Here is a 17,655-nt window from a genome sequence, read left to right on the forward strand (position 1 = left end):
TCGTCTCCTATGCCTGCACCGCTTTGGCGACACCGTCGCGCAGCATCGCCGCGATCTCCTCGGTCGAGAAACCGGCCTCGCGCAAGATCGCTTCACTGTGCTCGCCGAGCCGCGGCGCCAGCCGGCTCGGCTCGACCCTGGTCTCCGACCAGCGTGCCGACGGCGTCATGCTGCGGATCCGCCCTTCGGTCGGGTGATCGACCACGGGGAAGACGCCGGTCGCGACCATATGCGGATCCTGCAACAGGCTCTCGAGATCGTGCATCGGCATCACGGGCACATCGGCCTTCTCGAGGATCTCGTTCCACTCGGCGGTCGTCTTGGTGAGCAGGATACGCGCGAGCTCGGCATAGACGACATCGATGTTGGTGGCACGGCCGGCGAAGGTCGCGAATTTCGGATCGCTGCGCAGATCGTCCCGCCCGGTCGCCTTGAAGAAGTTCTCCCACTGCTTGTCGTTGTAGACGATCACGCAGATGTAGCCGTCCTGGGTCTTGTACGGCCGCCGATCCGGCGAGAGGTGACGCGCATAGCCGCCCTTGTCGAGCGGCGGATCGTAGGTCAGCCCGCCCATGTGGTCGCCCATGACGAAACCCGCCATGGTCTCGAACATCGGGATGTCGACGCGCTGGCCCTGCCCGGTGCGGTCGCGATGCACCAGGCTCGCGCAGATCGCGCCGACCGCGGTGAGGCCGACGATGCGATCGACCAGCGCATTCGGCACGTAGCGCGGCACGCCGTCCGAGGTCTGCGCCATCAGCGCCGGCAATGCGGTGGCGCCCTGGATCAGATCGTCATAGGCGGGCTTGGCGGCATACGGTCCTTCCTGGCCGAAGCCGAACACGCCGGCATAGATCAGCCGCGGATTGATCTTGGCGACGACGTCGTAGCCGAGTTGCAGCCGCGCCATCGCCTGCGGGCGCACATTGTAGACCAGCACATCGGCCTTCGCGATCAGCCGCAGCACGGCCTCGCGCCCGGCCGGCTTCTTCAGGTCGAGGCAGATCGAGCGCTTGCTGCGGTTGGTGTTGAGGAACACCGGTCCCATGCCGGGATGCCGGGTCGGACCGATCTGCCGCGTCACGTCGCCATCGGGCGATTCCACCTTGATGACGTCGGCGCCGTAATCACCGAGCATCTGCGTGGCGTAGGGTCCCATCAGCACGGTCGTCATGTCGACGACCTTGATACCCTGCAATGGTCCCATCGTGCTGCTCGCTCCCCGGCTGTTGTGGATTGAAGCCTAGTAACGGGAGGTTTTCTCGGAGATCAAGCTGCGCCGAGCGTATGGGCGTATGCGCGGTGGCGGCCGGCGGTTTCCGCGAAGCGGAACGCTGGCGTTCCATCAGAGCCAGTGGGGTGGGCCAAGCGGCTTGTCCACCGTAGCTCGAAAAGCGAAGGCGGAAGCGTGCCCCCCCACCACGAGCACAGCGTAGATGGTGGGCACGGCGCAAGCGCCTTTGCCCACCCTACTGGCCATCACCGGCCACCCGTCATCACCTCGCGCGCCTTCAGGAGCTTTTCCAGTTCCGCATTCTGCTGCTCGAGCCGCTCGGCGATGCGCTCCTCGACCTCGGCGCCGGCTGCGCCCGCGGCCTGCTCGATCAGCTGCCTGATATTGTCCCGGAGGATCGCGATGCGATCGTTCACTTCCGACAGCGACAACGACGTCTCGATTCCCATGGTCCGTTCTCCCGGTGAGAAGCCGCTGCCAGCTTAGCGCGACGGGAGGCTGTGGCCTATCCTTTAACCGCCCCGGTGACCCCAATCCCTCCTGTGCATGGGGTTGTTTTCGATGTTTTCGATTCAACCCGGCCTGATTGCGTTTTAGCCCAAGCTTTTGGAGTCCACGCCTTTGGAGCTGATGCCCTTGGCCATCATCTCCCGCAGCGCGGTTTTCAGCACCTTGCCGTAGTTGTTCTTCGGCAGGGCATCGAGATAGACATAGCGCTTCGGCCGCTTGAAGCGGGCGATCGAGGCCAGACAATGCGCGTCGAGCCGGCCGTCGTCGGCCGTGGCGCCGTTCTCGAGCACGACGCAGGCGACGACGATCTCGCCCCATTCCGGATCCGGTACACCGATGGCCGAGACCTCGCTGACATCGGGATGGGTCAGCAGCGCTTCCTCGACCTCGCGCGGATAGATGTTGGTACCGCCTGAGATGATGACGTCCTTGGAGCGATCCGACAGCGTCAGGAAGCCATCGGCATCGAGCCGGCCGACATCGCCGGTGCGCAGCCAGCCGTCCTTCAGCGTCTCGGCATTGGCCTTCGGATTGTTCCAGTAGCCGAGCATCACGGTTGCGCCCTTGACCTCGATCTCGCCGGTCTCGCCTGCGGGCAACGGCCGGCCGTCCTTGCCGGTGATGCGCACGGTGACGACGCTCTGCGCCGTGCCGACCGATGCCAGCCGCTCCAGATAGCGCGGATGATCGCTCTGATGGTGCCAATCACGCGACAGCGCCGTGATGGTCATCGGCGACTCGCCCTGGCCGTAGATCTGCACGAAGCGCTGGCCCATCGTCGCCATCGCGTCCAGGATGTCGGCCGTGTACATCGGCCCGCCGCCATAGACGATGGTGCGCAGCCCCTCGCCGGTCTCGCCGCGCCGCTTCGCGGCATCGACCAGCCGGCGTACCATGGTGGGCGCGGCAAACATCACGACGTTGTCGAGTTGGCGGGCGAGATTGAGCACCTCGTCCGGATCGAAGCCGCCGGACTCCGGAATGACGTGGCGGCCGCCCATCCGGACATGCGGGAAATTGTAGAGGCCGGCGCCATGCGAGATCGGCGCGGCGTAGAGCGAAGCATCGTGCGGCGTCGCCGGATCGACATCGGCGAGATAGCACAGCGACATCGCAAGCAGATTACCGTGGCTGAGCATCACGCCCTTGGGACGGCCTGTGGTGCCTGAGGTGTAGAACAGCCAGGCAAGATCGTTGGTCTCGCGCGGCAGCGGCGCAGGCGCGCCCTCACCGCTCCGCATCATCTTGTAGGCGTCGCTGTCGACCGACAGCATGGTCATGCCGGCGGGGCAATCGTCCTTCGCTTCGGTCAGCGCGCCGATCGTGTCGTCGGAGACGAAGGCGAGCTTGGCGCCGCCATTGCCGCAGATCCAGGCCGCTTCGCGGCCGTGCAGCTTGGCGTTGATCGGGATCGCCGCGGCGCCGATCCACCAGATGCCGTAGAGGCATTCGAGGTATTGGGTGCAGTTCGTCGCAAACAGCGCGATGCGGTCGCCGGCAACGACGCCGTGATCGCGCGCCAGCGCCGCCCCGATCGAGGCGGCGCGGCGGGCGAAGGTTGCGTAGTCGGCGTCGAGGTCGAAGCCGGTCAGCAGCGCCGGCGCATCGGGACGCGCCCGCGCCGTCGCTGCCAGCCATTCGGCAATGTTCAAGCTACTGTTCAGACTACTTGGCCGGCTCGAGGATCGAGACGTAGTTGGCGACGGCGGCGCCGCCCATGTTGAAGATGCCGCCGATCTGCGGGTTCTTGAGCTGCATGCCCTCGGGCGCCTGGCCTGCGAGCTGCATCGCGCTCATCACGTGCATCGAGACACCGGTGGCGCCGATCGGATGGCCCTTGGCCTTGAGACCGCCGGATGGATTGACCGGCAGCTTGCCGTCCTTCTGGGTCCAGCCTTCCATGATCGCGCGCGCGCCCTGCCCCTTCGGCGTCAGGCCCATCGCCTCGTACTCGATCAGCTCGGCAACCGTGAAGCAGTCGTGGGTCTCGACAAAGGAGAGATCGGAGAGCTGCAGGCCGGCCTTCTGCAGCGCGCGCTGCCAGGCGACGGTGCAGCCTTCGAACTGCAGGATGTCGCGCTTCGACATCGGCAGGAAGTCCTGCGCATGCGCGGTGGCGCGGATGTTGACCGCCTTGCCCATGGATTTCGCGGTCTCCGCATCGGTCAGCACCAGCGCCGCGGCGCCATCCGACACCAGCGAGCAATCGGTGCGCTTCAGCGGACCCGCGACGAACGGGTTCTTCTCGCTCTCAGCGCGGCAGAACTCGAAGCCGAAATCCTTGCGCATCTGCGCATAGGGATTGGCGACGCCGTTCTTGTGGTTCTTGGCGGCGATCATCGCCAGCGCATCCGACTGGTCGCCGTATTTCTGGAAATAGGCCTGCGCGATCTTGCCGAACACGCCGGCAAAACCGCCCACCGTGTCGCCGTCCTCCGGCAGATACGACGCCTTCAAGAGGTTCTTGCCGATCTCCGGACCCGGCGTCCTGGTCATCTGCTCGACGCCGACCACCAGCACGATCTTCGCGGCACCCGCCTCGATGGCGCGGATGCCCTGATGCACGGCGGCCGATCCGGTGGCGCAGGCGTTCTCGACGCGGGTGGTCGGCTTGAAGCGCAGCGCCGGATTGGCCTGCAGCACCAGCGAGGCCGTGAAATCCTGCGGCGAGAAGCCGGCGTTGAAATGGCCGAGCATGATCTCGTCGACGTCGGATGCGGCAATGCCGGCATCGGCAAGCGCCTCATTGGCGACCTTGACGACGAGACCCTCGACGGTCTCCGCGTCGAACTTTCCGAATGGCGTGTGCGCCCAACCCACGATGCTGGCTGCTGTCATGGCCGTCTCTCCCTGTTCCTGTTCGGGAGTTATGTAGCGTATCTTCAGCTAGCTTTCAGCGTTTTCATCGCCTTGGCGCACATGGCGGTTATGCCTGCCCAGTTGCCGGCGCGGATATCGGCCGCCGGGCAGAGCCAGGAGCCGCCGACTGCGAGCACATTCGGCTCCGCAAGCCAGGTCGCCGCATTGGCCTCGCCGATCCCGCCGGTCGGGCAGACCCTGACGTTGGGGAATGGACCGGCCAGCGCCCGCAGTGCCTTGATACCGCCGGCCTGTTCGGCGGGGAAGAATTTGACGACGTCGAAGCCGTGCGCCAGCGCCTGCATCAGCTCGGAGGCCGTCGCGATTCCCGGCGCGAAGGGCAGCTTGCTGGCGGCGACCGCCTTCAAAAGTTCGGGCGTTGCGCCCGGGCTGATGCCGAATTTGGCGCCGAGCGCCTCGGCGCGCGCCAGATCGTCGGCATTGAGGATGGTGCCGATGCCAACCACCGCACCGGGCACCTCGGCGATGATCGCCTTGGCCGCATCGACCGCGACCGCCGTCCGCAGCGTCACCTCGAGCGTCCGCACGCCGCCCGCGACCAATGCTTTGCCGAGCGGCACCGCATCCTCGAGTCGCTCGATGGTCAGCACCGGGATCACAGTGGCCTGGCGGATCAGCTCGGCGATCTGCTCCTGCTTCGATGTGGTCGTCATTGCGAGGCCTTGCGGGATGGTGGGGGGCGGGGCGCCTTCTTCGGCGGCATGGCGTAACGCGGAATGATGGCGCCGGGATAGCACACCACGACACCGGCGAGGCGATGGCCGGCGCGCGCCGCCTCCTCGGGCTCGACGCCACCGAGCCGCGCGGCGAGATAGGCCGCGGCAAAACTGTCGCCGGCCGCCGTGGTATCGACCACCGGCTTGATCAGCGGCTCGGCCTTCACCTCGCGCGTTCCGCCGGCGGAGCGCACGATGCAGGCAGGCTCGACAAGCTTCAGCACCACCTCGGGGCTCGAGATGCCGGCGAGCAGCGCGGTGTTGTCCTCGTCGGGATAGAGCGGCGCCAGATCTTCGGTGGAGGCGAGCACGATATCGGCCGCCTCGAATGCGCTGCTGAAGACCTTTCGTGCGATCGCGAGGTCCGGCCAACCGCGGGCGCGAAAATTGGTGTCGAACGCGAAGCGCGTGCCGAGCAACCGCGCACGCTTCAGCGCTGTTATCAACCGCTCCCGCCCCTCCTCGCGCAGGATCGAGAGCGTGATCGCCGACAGATAGACGAGGTCGTATGTCGCGAGCGAGTTCAGGAGATCCTCCGTCTCGGGCAGGTCCATCAGCTCGCGCGCGGCGGCGCTGTCGCGCCAGTGGAAGAAGCGCCGCTCGCCCTTGTCGTCGGTCTGGATCATGTAGAGGCCGGGCAGCTTGCCCGCCAATCGCGCGACATGCTTGGTGCCGATGCCTTCCGCCGCCCAGCCGGCGATCATCTCATCGCTGAGCGCATCGTCGCCGAGCGCCGTGATGTAGTCGATGTGGACGCCGAGCCGGGACAGGTAGACCGCGGTGTTGAGCGTGTCGCCGCCATAGGAGCGCGAATACAGCCCGCCGAGCTGCCCACCCGGCGCCGCGCGCAGCTCGATCATGCATTCGCCGATGCTGGCAACCCTCGTCATGGCAAGGCCCGCGCGCCTGAGCGAGCTAGGCGGCGAACTTGCCGCCGAGCTCGTCCTCGATGTGGATGCGGATGATGTCGTCGAATGTCTTCTCGGCAGTGGTGAAGCCGAGCTGCAGCGCGCGCTCGGTGGCGAAATCGCGCGGCCAGCCGGAGACGATGCCGATGATGGTCGGATCTGGCACCCGCTTGATCCGCGCGGTGACGTTCTTGCCGGCGACGCGCTCCAGCGCGGCGATCTGCTCGCCGACGGTAACGGACATCCCGGGCATGCTGAGATTGCGCCGGGGGCCCATCGCGTTGAGATCCATGGTACCGGCATGGATCAGGAAGCCGACCGCCGATTTCGGCGAGGCGTGCCAGTGCCGCACGTCCTCGGAGACCGGCAACACCGCCTCCTCGCCCGCCAATGGCTCGCGGATGATGTTGGAGAAGAAGCCGGACGCCGCCTTGTTCGGCTTGCCCGGACGCACGCAAATGGTCGGCAGGCGGATCGAGATCCCGTCGAGCAGGCCCTTGCGGGTGTAGTCGTTGATCAGCAGCTCGCAGATCGACTTCTGGGTGCCGTAGCTGGTCAGCGGGGTGTGGAAGAACTCGTCGCCGATCTTCTCCGGGAACGGTGCGCCGAACACCGCGATCGAGGAGGTGAACACCAGCCGCGGCTTGTAGCCGCCGCCGACGGCGCGGATCGCCTCGATCAGATAACGGGTGCCGTCGAGATTGATCCGGTAGCCCTTGTCGAACTCGGCCTCCGCCTCACCCGACACGATCGCGGCGAGGTGGAAGATCACGTCTGGGCGCTCGGCGATCAGCGGCGCCGCGGCGCCGGCATCGGCGAAATCGGACGCGATGACATTGACCGGGATCGCGGCATTCGCGGGCTTCTGCGGCGCGACCACGTCCTGCAGGGTCATCTTGCTGATGTCCTGCCTGCCGAGACGGCCCTCACGCAGCAACCGTTCGGTCAGCTTGCGGCCGACCATGCCGGCGGCGCCCAGAATCAGAATGTGCACGACCCTGCTCTCCTTTTCTTGTGTTGTTGTCTTGGCTTGTTGTTCGAATTCAGCTGCGGGCCTTGCGCGTCATTCCTTCACGGCACCCGTCATCGCCGAGACATAGTGCTCAACGAAGAAGGCGTAAAGAATAACCAGCGGCAGCGAGCCGCATAGCGCCCCTGCCATCAGGGAACCCCAGCGATAGATGTCGCCGTCGACGAATTCGTTGACGATGGCGACCGGCACCGTCTTGTTCGGGGTCGATTGCAGGAACGTCAGCGCGTAGATGAACTCGTTCCAGCACAGCGTAAAGCAGAAGATGAAGGCCGAGATCAGGCCGGGAACGGCGAGCGGCAGCACGATCTTGATCAGGATCTGCCAGCGGCTGGCACCGTCGATCAGCGCGCATTCCTCGAGCTCGAACGGGATGGTCTTGAAATAGCCCATCAGAAGCCAGGTCGAGAACGGGATCAGGATGGTCGGATAGGTCAGGATCAGCGCCAACGGCGAGTCGAACAGGCCGTACTGGAACACGACGGTCGCCAGCGGAATGAACAGGATCGACGGCGGCACCAGATAGGCCAGGAAGATGAGCCCGCCGACGAGATTGGCACCCTTGTAGCGCAGTCGCACGATGGCATAGGCCGCCAGCACGCTCGCGATGATCGACAGCACGGTGGCGCCGACCGCGACATACATCGTGTTCCAGAGCCAGTGCGGATAGTAGCTCTCGAACAGCAGCTTGTGGATGTGCTTGAAGGTCGGATTCCAGATCCAGAACGGATTGTATTTGTCGAGGTCGAGCAGCTGGTCGTCCGGCTTGATCGCCGTCAGTCCCATCCAATAGAACGGGAACAGCAGGATGATGACGATGATCGACAGCGGAATGTACAGCGTCACGATCCGCCGCGGCACCGACTGCAAATAGCTCATGCCCTCGCTGTTGTCGGCGCGCGCCGGCGTCGACAGGATGGACTTGAGGTCGACCTTCTGGGCAGGAAGATCAGTCATTGCTCTCTCCCTGGCGCGCGCGGGGCCTGCCCCGTTCGCGCAAAAAAGCAGCAGCGGCGGCAAAGATCAGTCATTGCTCTCTCCCTGCTGCCACTTCCGGCGCTGCAAGCCGAACCAGGACACCATGATCGCGGCGAGCAGGAACGGGATCATCGCGCTCGAGATCGCGGCGCCCTCGCCCAATTGCCCGGCGATGATCGCGCGCTGATAGGACAGCGTCGCCATCAGATGGGTGGCGTTGACCGGGCCGCCGCGGGTCATCGCCCAGATCAGCTGGAAATCGGTGAAGGTGAACAGCACCGAGAACGTCATCACGACCGCGATGATCGGCGTCAGCAACGGATAGGTGATGAAACGGAACATCTGCCAGCGCGAGGCGCCGTCCAGCGTCGCGGCTTCATAGAGCGAAGGCTGCACGGTTTGCAGGCCGGCCAGCAGCGTGATCGCGACAAACGGCACGCCGCGCCAGATATTGGCGAAGATCACGCAGATCCGGGCCCAGGTGGTGTCACCGAGGAAGTTGATGTTCTGGGTGATCAGGCCGAGGTGCCTGAGCGACCAGGAGATGATCGAGAACTGGGAATCGAAGATCCACCAGAACGCCAGCGCCGACAGCACGGTCGGCACGATGAAGGGGATCAGCACCGCGGCGCGCAGCAGCGCCTTGAACGGCATGCGCTCGTTGAGCAGCAGCGCGAGATAGAGCCCGACCGCAAATTTGATGGCGCTGGCGATGGAGGTGTAGAGTAGCGTGTTGAACACCGACAGCCAGAAGATCGAATCGTCCCACAGCCACTCATAGTTTTCGGTGCCGATGAAATGACCGACCCGGCCGATGCGGGTGTCGGTGAAGGACAGCCAGACCCCGAGGCCCAGCGGATAGGCCAGGAAGAAGATCAGGAACGCCATCGCCGGCAGCATGAACCAGAAGCCGAGCCAGTTCTTGTTGTGGCGGAGCTGGTCCCAGGCGGACGCTTCGCGGATTTCGGTCTTCGCACGTCGCGGCGCGAGCGCAATGTCAGCCATGGGCGATGTCCCGATTGCTCAACGGATTGAGCATGACCACGCAAACTTCCAATGATGCATTCCAATGATGGTGCGGACGGCGGTCCTCTGCCGCCCGCACCGATCACATCAGCGATAGATGCGCTTCAGCTGCCGCTCGGCTTCGGCCATCGCGGTCTTGCCGTCCTTGGCGCCGGTGCAGTAGTTCGCGAACATGTCGACCACGATGAAGTCGGCGATCGCGGTCGCGGCCTTCTCGCCAGGCGTGCCGATGCCGGACGCCGGCAGCGCGCGCTTGGAGGCCTGGCCGAACACCGCATTCTTCGGGTCGGCGGTCCACACCGGAGCCGAGTCGTAAGCGTTGAGCGTGTGGGTCAGATAGCCCCGCGCGCCCGACAGCCACTTCTCGAAGTTCTCCTTCTCCAGCATGAAGGCGATGAACGCCTTCGCCGCATTCGGATATTTGCAGAAGTTGAAGGCGAGGATCGGAACCGCAAGCTGCAATTCGGTCGGCTTGCCGATCGGGCCGACCGGCCACAGCGCGTGGTCGATATCGTCGGCGAGCTCCTTCTTGCTCGGATCGTCCTTGGCCGCGACGTAGATCGAGATGCCGTTCGAGGTCAGGTACAGTTCGCCGGACAGGAACGCCTTGTTGTTGGAGGAGTCGTTCCAGGACGCGACGCCGGGAATGAAGGTCTCCGACAACGCCTTGGCGTATTCCAGCGCCTTCATCGTCTCCGGCGAGTTGATGATGACCTTGTCGTCCTTGTCGACGGTCCAGGCATTGAAGCCCCACAGGATGTTGTGCACCCAGGCGTTGGCGTCGCCAGTGGCATGGCCGAGCGCGAAGCCGGCCGGCGTATTGTTCGCCTTCAGCGCCTTGCACAGTTCGAGATAGGCGGGGAAGTCGGCCGGCACCTGCTTGAAGCCGGCCTTCTCGACCGCCGATTTGCGATAGGTCAGATAGCCGCCGATGGTCGCGACGGGAATGCCGAGCCAGTCATTGCCCTGCTTGCAGGTCTTGGCCGCGGCTTCGGTCCAGCCGCCGTATTTGTTGCCGAGATAATCGGCAACGTCGTTCATCTTGAGGACCTTGGTCGGGAACAGCTGCGGCAGCGTGTGCAGGCCCCAGGCGAGGTCGAGACCCGAGCCGGTGTTGGCGGCAACCGAGGCCTTCGGCTGCACGTCCTCAAAGGACTCGCTGAACACGTTCATCTCGGTGCCGGTGGCCGCCTTGAAGGCCACGACCATGGCGTTGAACGCATCGTCTTCCGCGGGCACGAATCGCTTCCAGCGCATCACGGTGAGCTTGGCGCCGGGCTCCGCCTTCCAGGGCGCGCTCTGTGCCCAGGCCTTGGCAAAGTCAAGCAGCGCCGGCCCGGTCAGCATCCCGGTTGCGGCCAGCGCGGTGCCGCCCTGAAGTAGCGAGCGGCGCGTAAAATCGTGCATCGTCCTTCCTCCCAATGACTGTGTTTTTATTGTTTTTGATCTGGCCTGTTGGTCGGCCATTCGGATCAAATCAGTCCGTCAGCCGTTCAGTCGCTTCCCCGTCGAATCGTCGAACAAATGGACCAGCGCCGGGTCCGGCTTGAGCCGAACCTTGTCGCCGGGATTGAACAGATGGCGCTCGCGGAACACCGCGACGACCTGCTCGCCGCCGAGCTTGGCGAACACCTGGGTCTCCGAGCCGGTCGGCTCGACCACCACGATCTCGGCTTCGGCGCCGTCATCGGCGATGGTGAAATGCTCCGGCCGCACGCCATAGACCGCGGGCTTGCCGTCGGAATTGGCCGGCGCCGATTTCAGCGGCAGCTTGACGCCGTTCGGTCCCTCGAAATAGGCGGCGCCGTTCACCTTCACATTACCCTTGAGGAAGTTCATCGCGGGCGAGCCGATGAAACCGGCCACGAACTGGTTCGCCGGGGTGTCGTAGAGCTCGAGCGGCGAGCCCATCTGCTCGACGATGCCGTCATGCATCACGACGATCTTGTCGGCCATGGTCATGGCCTCGATCTGGTCGTGGGTGACGTAGACCGTCGTGGTCTTGAGCCGCTGGTGCAGCTCCTTGATCTCGGTGCGCATCGCAACACGCAGCTTGGCGTCGAGGTTGGACAGCGGCTCGTCGAACAGGAACACCTGGGGATCGCGGACGATGGCGCGGCCCATCGCGACGCGCTGGCGCTGGCCGCCGGAGAGCTGGCGTGGATAGCGCTCCAGTAGCGGCGTCAGCGCCAGGATTTCCGCGGCGCGCTTGACGCCGGTCGCGATCTCCTCGGGCTTGGCGCCGCGCAGCTTGAGCGAGAAGCCCATATTGTCGGCGACCGTCATGTGCGGATAGAGCGCGTAGTTCTGGAACACCATCGCAATGTCGCGCTCTTTGGGCTGGACATTGTTGACGACGCGGTCACCGATCGAGATCGTGCCTGAGGTGATGTTCTCAAGACCCGCCAGCATGCGCAGCAGGGTCGACTTGCCGCAGCCGGAGGGGCCGACCAGGACGACGAATTCGCCGTCCTCGATCGGGATCGACACGCCGTGCAGGACCTCGAAATTGCCGAACGATTTCCGCACGTCGCGAATCTGGACCGACGACATCCACTTCCCTCCCTCAAGCTCCCGACGGCGTACGACGAGTGCCGCCACCGCTCTGTTCTGTGCCGGCCACGCTGGGTGCGCGGCTCTGCTGGACTGGCGTTATTGTCCGCAGTTTATCCGGTTTTGGCAATCGTTCGATTAGCAACCGCTTGGTAGCGCTGTCAATATCGGTTTGTCTGCGACCAACGTCGTGTTATGAGCGGCAAATGGCCCGAAAACGCATCACGCCAGGCAAGATCCGGCTCGCCGAAGTCGCGAAGCTCGCCGGTGTCAGTCCGATTACGGCCTCGCGCTTCTTCAGGAATCCGGAGGCGCTATCGGCCGGCAAGCGCGCCCGGGTCGAGAGTGCGGCAAAAGAACTCGGCTACGTGCCCAATCTCGCGGCACGCGCGCTTGCGTCGCAGCGTACCGAGGTGATCGGTGTCCTGATCCCGTCGCTGACCAACAACGTGTTCTCCGATGTGCTGCGCGGCATCTATGACGCGCTCGACGGCAGCCGCTACAGCATCCAGCTCGCCAACACCCGCTACAGCATCCTGCAGGAAGAACGCCTGCTGCGTCTTTTTCTGGCACAGAAGCCGGCCGGCCTGATCATCACCGGCATCAACCAGACTGCCGATTCCCGCAGCATCATGGAAACGGTCGATTGCCCGATCGTGCAGATCATGGAGCTCGGTCCCTCGCCGATCGACTTGATGATCGGATTCTCGCATTTTGACGCGGCAAAAGCCGCCATCGGCCATCTGCTCGCCCAGGGCTATCGGCGGATCGGCTTCCTCGGCGCGCGGATGGATCCGCGGGTGCAGCGCCGACTCGACGGCTATCGCGCCGCGATGGCCGAGGCCGCGCTGTTCGATCCCCAGCTGATTGTGACAACGGCGATCCCGACCTCGGTGACATTGGGCGGGACGTTGTTTGCCGACCTGCTCGCCAAGGCCCCCGACATCGACGCGGTGTTCTGCGTCAATGACGACCTTGCGCTCGGCGCGCTGTTCGAATGCAAGCGCCGGCACATGGCAGTCCCCGAGCAGATCGCGATCGTCGGCTTCAACGATCTCGAATTCATGGCGTCGAGCGAGCCGACGCTGAGCAGCGTGCGCACCAATCGCTACGAAATGGGCAGAAACGCTGCCATGATGGTGCTCGAGACGCTCGAGGGGCGCCGTCCCACGGACCCCGTCGTCGATCTCGGCTTCAGTGTCATGGAACGGCAAAGCTCAGCGCGACGCAGCTGACATCCGCTCGACACCGGCCCGCCACAAGGACGCAAAAAATGACAAAATGGTAGCGCAACCAAGTCCCTTCAACTAAGGTCCAATCCATCCAGCGAAACACCACTGCGTGATCGTCGAGGTTTGTAATGCGCGACGATTTGCGCAAGGTAGAACAGCGCTGAACCAGAGCCCTTCCATGGGCCCATCCAGAGTTTGCATTGCGGGAGAAACAAATGACAAAACCCCACACCAACGGGCACGGCGCCGCAGGCGAGACCACAAAGGGCAAGGGCCGCAGGCTCCGCTCCCAGGAATGGTTCGACAACCCGCACAATCCGGGCATGACCGCGCTCTATCTCGAGCGTTACCTCAATTACGGCCTGACCCGCGAGGAATTGCAGTCGGGCAAGCCGATCATCGGCATCGCCCAGACCGGCAATGACCTGTCGCCCTGCAACCGGCACCACCTTGAGCTCGCGCACCGCGTCCGCGAAGGCATCCGCGCCGCCGGCGGCATCGCGATGGAGTTTCCGACCCATCCGATCCAGGAAACCGGCAAGCGCCCGACCGCGGCGCTCGACCGCAACCTCGCCTATCTCGGCCTGGTCGAGATCTTGTTCGGCTATCCACTCGACGGCGTGGTGCTGACCACCGGCTGCGACAAGACCACGCCGGCCTGCATGATGGCGGCGGCAACCGTCAATCTGCCGGCGATCGTGCTGTCGGGCGGCCCGATGCTGAACGGCTGGCACGAGGGCCAACGCACCGGCTCCGGCACGGTGGTGTGGAAGGCGCGCGAACGGCTCGCCGCGGGCGAGATCGACTATGAGCAGTTCATCGAGATCGTCGCCTCCTCGGCGCCCTCGGTCGGCCATTGCAACACGATGGGCACCGCCTCGACCATGAACTCGCTGGCCGAAGCGCTCGGCTTCTCGCTGCCGGGCTGCGCGGCGATCCCGGCGCCCTATCGCGAGCGCGGCCAGATCGCCTACGAGACCGGCAAACGCATCGTCGACATGGTGTGGGAAGACCTCAAGCCGTCGGACTTCCTGACCCGCGAGGCGTTCGAGAACTGCATCGTGGTCAATTCCGCGATCGGCGGCTCGACCAACGCGCCGATCCACATCAACGCGCTGGCGCGCCATGTCGGCGTCGAGCTGTCGATCGACGACTGGCAGAAATACGGCCATGACGTGCCGCTGCTGGTGAACATGCAGCCGGCCGGCTTCTATCTCGGCGAGGAATATCACCGCGCCGGGGGAGTGCCCTCGGTGGTGCGCGAGCTGATCAAGCACAAGCGCATCCACGAGGGGGCGCTGACCGTCAACGGCCGCACCATGGGCGAGAACTGCAAGGACGCGCCGGCGCCCGACGGCGACGTGATCTGGGGTTACGACAAGCCGCTGGTGAAGGACGCCGGCTTCATCGTGCTGCGCGGCAATCTGTTCGATTCCGCGATCATGAAGACCAGCGTGATCTCGAAGGAATTCCGCGACCGCTATCTGTCCAACCCGAAGGACCTCAACGCCTTCGAGGGCCGCGCCATCGTGTTCGAGGGCCCGGAGGATTATCACGCCCGGATCGAGGATCCGGCGCTCGACATCGACGAGCATTGCATCCTGTTCATCCGCGGCACCGGCCCGATCGGCTATCCCGGCGGCGCCGAGGTCGTGAACATGCAGCCGCCGGCGGCGCTGATCAAACGCGGCATCCTGTCCCTGCCCTGCATTGGCGACGGTCGGCAGTCCGGCACGTCTGGTTCACCGTCGATCCTCAACGCCTCGCCGGAAGCGGCCGCCGACGGCGGGCTTGCGATCCTCAAGACCGGCGACAAGGTGCGCATCGACCTCAACAAGGGCAGCGCCAACATCATGATCTCGGAGGATGAGCTGCGAACCCGCCGCGCCGAGCTGAAGGCCAAGGGCGGCTTCCCGCACCCGGCCAACCAGACGCCGTGGCAGGAGCTCTACCGCCAGACCGTCGGCCAGCACGCCACCGGCGCCTGCCTCGAACTCGCGACGCGCTACCACGACATCGCCGGCAAGGTCGGCGTGGCGCGGGATAATCACTGACACTCTTCGTCATTGCGAGGAGGGCAGCGACAAAGCAATCCATAGCTCCGCACCGGAGGAATGGATTGCTTCGCTTTGCTCGCAATGACGGGACAAAAATCAGGACGAACTCTGGGAGATATGAATGTCAGACCGACTGAAGGGCAAACGCGCCGTTGTCACCGCCGCCGCGGCAGGCATCGGGCGCGCATGCGCGATCGCATTCGCGCGTGAAGGCGCCACCGTGATCGCCACCGACATCAACGAGAGCGGCATCGCCACGCTCGGCAAGGACGGCATCGCCGAGACCGCGCGGCTCGACGTACGCAGCACGGCTGACGTCAACAGCTTCGCCGCGCGCGTCGGCAAGATCGACATCCTGCTCAACGCGGCAGGCTTCGTGCATCACGGCACCATCCTGGAGTGCTCGGACGAAGACTTCGACTTCTCGTTCGACCTCAACGTCAAATCCATGCACCGCACCATCAAGGCATTCCTGCCGGCCATGCTCGAGGGCGGCGGCGGCAGCATCGTCAACATCTCGTCCTGCGCGGCGTTGCGGCCACCGGCCAATCGCTACGTCTACAGCGCGTCGAAGGCGGCGGTCTCGCTGCTGACGCGTGCGGTCGCGCTCGACTTCATCACCCGGGGCATCCGCTGCAACGCGATCTGCCCCGGCACCGTCGAGACGCCCTCGATGCTCGAGCGCGCGGCGGCCGCAGGCCCCGACGGACGCGAGAAATTCGTCGCCCGCCAGAAGATGGGCCGGCTCGGCACCGCAGAGGAGATCGCGGCCATGGCGGTCTATCTTGCGAGCGACGAAGCCGCATTCACCACCGGCGTCGACATGGTCGTCGACGGCGGCTTCATGCTCTGACGTCCCCGATCAAAAGGCATCCAGCATGAACAAGATCGACCTCAACGGCCGCTGCGCCGTCGTCACCGGCGGTGCGCAGGGCTTCGGCCGCGCCATCACCGAGCGCTTCGCCGCCTCGGGCGCCAAGGTCGCGATCTGGGATTTCGACCAGCCGCTGGCGGAGAAGACCGCGAAAGCGATCGGCGAGAACGTGATCGCGATCAAGACCGACGTTACCGATCCCGATGCGGTTGACGCCGCGCGCGATCAGACGCTGCGGGCGTTCGGCAAGATCGACATTCTCGTCAACAACGCCGGCATCACCGGAGCCAACAAGCCGGTATGGGAAACCGATCTCGACGACTGGCGCAGGGTGATACGCCTCAACCTTGAGGGTCCTTTCATCTGCTGCAAGGCGATCGTGCCTGTTATGATCGGCCAGAAATACGGCCGCATCGTCAACATCGCCTCGATCGCCGGCAAGGAAGGCAATCCGAACGCCGCGCATTATTCGTCGTCGAAGGCCGGCCTGATCGCGCTCACCAAGTCGCTCGGCAAGGAGCTCGCGCAGCACGACATCCTGGTCAATGCGGTGACGCCGGCAGCGGCGAAGACCGCGATCTTCGACCAGATGACGCAAGCGCATATCGACTTCATGCTGTCGAAAATTCCGAAGGCCCGCTTCGTGCTGGTCGAGGAGCTTGCCGCGATGGTGGCGTGGCTTGCGTCGGAGGACTGCGCCTTCTCGACCGGTGCGGTGTTCGACATCTCCGGCGGGCGTGCGACCTACTAATTCGCGCGCTTCACCGGCTGCCGAAGCGCCGCGACGAGATGATCGGCAAGCAATGATGCCGCGCGCGAGAGATTTTGCGCGCGGTGCAGCCGGATCTCCGCACGTGGCAGCCGCGGCATGCCGTCGCGCGCCGTCAGGCGCCGCAGCGCCGGCGGAAAGGTGCCCGACTTGACCACGGTCACGGCAAGGCCCTGGGCTGCGATCGCCTCGACCGCGGACAGGCTGTGGCTGACAAAGGCGAGCCGCCACGGCCGGTCGGCTTCGTCGAGCGCTTGCATCGCCCAGCTCCGGAACAGGCAGCCTTGCGGATAGAGCGCGACCGGCAGCGGATCGAGTTCCTCGACGCGATGCGATGCGCTTGCGGCCCACACCGCCTGCTCGGTGCGCAGTAGCTCGCCCTCGCCGCGGCCTTCGGGGTGCATCGCGATCACGAGGTCATAGGCTTCGCCGAGCCGCTCGGTCATCGACGACGTCAGCCCGGTCTCCATCTCGACATGGATCAGCGGATAGTTGGCGGTGAAATCCTTGAGCAGTGGCGGCACGATCAGCGTGCCGTAGTCGTCCATCACCCCGAGGCGAACCCGCCCGTCGGTGCCGTGCGCGCGCACCCGGCCGACCGCCTCGGCATTGAGGCTCAGGATGCGCCGGGCGTAACCGAGCAGCCCCTCGCCGGCCGCGCTCAGATCGACGCTCGAGGTGCTGCGGTGAAACAGCTCGGCCTGCAGCCGCTCCTCCAACCGCTTCACCTGCATGCTGACCGCCGATTGGGTCCGGTTCAGCGCCGAGGCGGCCCGGGTGAAGGAGCGATGGTCGGCGACCGCGACAAAGGCCTGCAGCAGATCCGGGTCCAGGATGGAGGCACTCATAACGATCTCTGATTTATCTGATCAAATCTATTCCATTCCA

General features: G+C 64.9%; 16 protein-coding genes. 4 read left to right on the plus strand and 12 right to left on the minus strand.

Annotated elements, in window-relative coordinates:
- Positions 1-7: 7 nt before the first annotated feature.
- The 11 genes from ACVW17_RS30690 to ACVW17_RS30740 all read right to left on the minus strand — a co-directional run bounded on the left by ACVW17_RS30690 (position 8) and on the right by ACVW17_RS30740 (position 11,835).
- Positions 8-1,207, minus strand: coding sequence for a CaiB/BaiF CoA transferase family protein (locus ACVW17_RS30690; RefSeq protein WP_456798221.1), 1,200 nt, complete (start codon positions 1,205-1,207; stop codon positions 8-10).
- Between the two features lie 272 nt (positions 1,208-1,479).
- Positions 1,480-1,683 (minus strand): hypothetical protein, encoded by a 204-nt coding sequence (locus tag ACVW17_RS30695; protein ID WP_050627002.1) that lies wholly within the window; start codon positions 1,681-1,683, stop codon positions 1,480-1,482.
- Between the two features lie 144 nt (positions 1,684-1,827).
- On the minus strand, positions 1,828-3,396 hold the full coding sequence (locus ACVW17_RS30700) for a class I adenylate-forming enzyme family protein (protein ID WP_456798222.1): 1,569 nt from the start codon (positions 3,394-3,396) through the stop codon (positions 1,828-1,830).
- Positions 3,397-3,409: 13 nt separating this feature from the next.
- Positions 3,410-4,582, minus strand: coding sequence for an acetyl-CoA acetyltransferase (locus tag ACVW17_RS30705; RefSeq protein ID WP_456798223.1), 1,173 nt, complete (start codon positions 4,580-4,582; stop codon positions 3,410-3,412).
- 44 nt (positions 4,583-4,626) lie between these two features.
- Positions 4,627-5,277 carry a bifunctional 4-hydroxy-2-oxoglutarate aldolase/2-dehydro-3-deoxy-phosphogluconate aldolase gene (gene eda, locus ACVW17_RS30710; protein ID WP_456798224.1) on the minus strand — a complete coding sequence of 217 codons (651 nt, stop codon included), beginning with the start codon at positions 5,275-5,277 and terminating at the stop codon, positions 4,627-4,629.
- The gene (locus ACVW17_RS30715) at positions 5,274-6,230 is read right to left on the minus strand and encodes a sugar kinase (protein ID WP_456798225.1); all 957 of its coding nucleotides are present in this window, start codon (positions 6,228-6,230) and stop codon (positions 5,274-5,276) included. The genes eda and ACVW17_RS30715 overlap by 4 nt, the downstream gene beginning before the upstream one ends.
- Before the next feature lie 25 nt (positions 6,231-6,255).
- The gene (gene denD / locus ACVW17_RS30720) at positions 6,256-7,242 is read right to left on the minus strand and encodes a D-erythronate dehydrogenase (RefSeq protein WP_456798226.1); all 987 of its coding nucleotides are present in this window, start codon (positions 7,240-7,242) and stop codon (positions 6,256-6,258) included.
- Between the two features lie 69 nt (positions 7,243-7,311).
- Positions 7,312-8,235 (minus strand): carbohydrate ABC transporter permease, encoded by a 924-nt coding sequence (locus tag ACVW17_RS30725; protein ID WP_456798227.1) that lies wholly within the window; start codon positions 8,233-8,235, stop codon positions 7,312-7,314.
- A gap of 66 nt (positions 8,236-8,301) precedes the next feature.
- Positions 8,302-9,261, minus strand: a complete 960-nt coding sequence (locus ACVW17_RS30730) for a carbohydrate ABC transporter permease (protein ID WP_456755352.1) — start codon at positions 9,259-9,261, stop codon at positions 8,302-8,304.
- 108 nt (positions 9,262-9,369) lie between these two features.
- A complete protein-coding gene (locus ACVW17_RS30735; protein WP_456755353.1) occupies positions 9,370-10,689 on the minus strand; it encodes an ABC transporter substrate-binding protein in 1,320 nt (439 codons plus the stop codon).
- A gap of 78 nt (positions 10,690-10,767) precedes the next feature.
- Positions 10,768-11,835 (minus strand): ABC transporter ATP-binding protein, encoded by a 1,068-nt coding sequence (locus ACVW17_RS30740; RefSeq protein ID WP_456755354.1) that lies wholly within the window; start codon positions 11,833-11,835, stop codon positions 10,768-10,770.
- Between the two features lie 206 nt (positions 11,836-12,041).
- On the opposite strand from ACVW17_RS30740, the gene gntR reads away from it, so the two are divergent.
- The 4 genes from gntR (at position 12,042) to ACVW17_RS30760 (ending at position 16,749) form a co-directional block, all read left to right on the plus strand.
- Positions 12,042-13,070, plus strand: coding sequence for an HTH-type transcriptional regulator GntR (gene gntR, locus ACVW17_RS30745; RefSeq protein WP_456755355.1), 1,029 nt, complete (start codon positions 12,042-12,044; stop codon positions 13,068-13,070).
- A 212-nt stretch (positions 13,071-13,282) separates the two neighbouring features.
- Positions 13,283-15,121, plus strand: coding sequence for an IlvD/Edd family dehydratase (locus ACVW17_RS30750; protein ID WP_456755356.1), 1,839 nt, complete (start codon positions 13,283-13,285; stop codon positions 15,119-15,121).
- Positions 15,122-15,245: 124 nt separating this feature from the next.
- Positions 15,246-15,977: an SDR family oxidoreductase gene (locus ACVW17_RS30755; protein WP_456755357.1), complete on the plus strand. Its 732-nt coding sequence runs from the start codon at positions 15,246-15,248 to the stop codon at positions 15,975-15,977.
- 25 nt (positions 15,978-16,002) lie between these two features.
- Positions 16,003-16,749 carry an SDR family NAD(P)-dependent oxidoreductase gene (locus ACVW17_RS30760; protein WP_456755358.1) on the plus strand — a complete coding sequence of 249 codons (747 nt, stop codon included), beginning with the start codon at positions 16,003-16,005 and terminating at the stop codon, positions 16,747-16,749.
- Here ACVW17_RS30760 and ACVW17_RS30765 read toward each other — a convergent pair.
- The gene (locus tag ACVW17_RS30765) at positions 16,746-17,615 is read right to left on the minus strand and encodes a LysR substrate-binding domain-containing protein (protein WP_456755359.1); all 870 of its coding nucleotides are present in this window, start codon (positions 17,613-17,615) and stop codon (positions 16,746-16,748) included. The two genes, ACVW17_RS30760 and ACVW17_RS30765, sit on opposite strands and share 4 nt — an antisense overlap.
- Positions 17,616-17,655 lie beyond the last annotated feature (40 nt).

The organism is Bradyrhizobium sp. USDA 4473, from assembly GCF_054063335.1.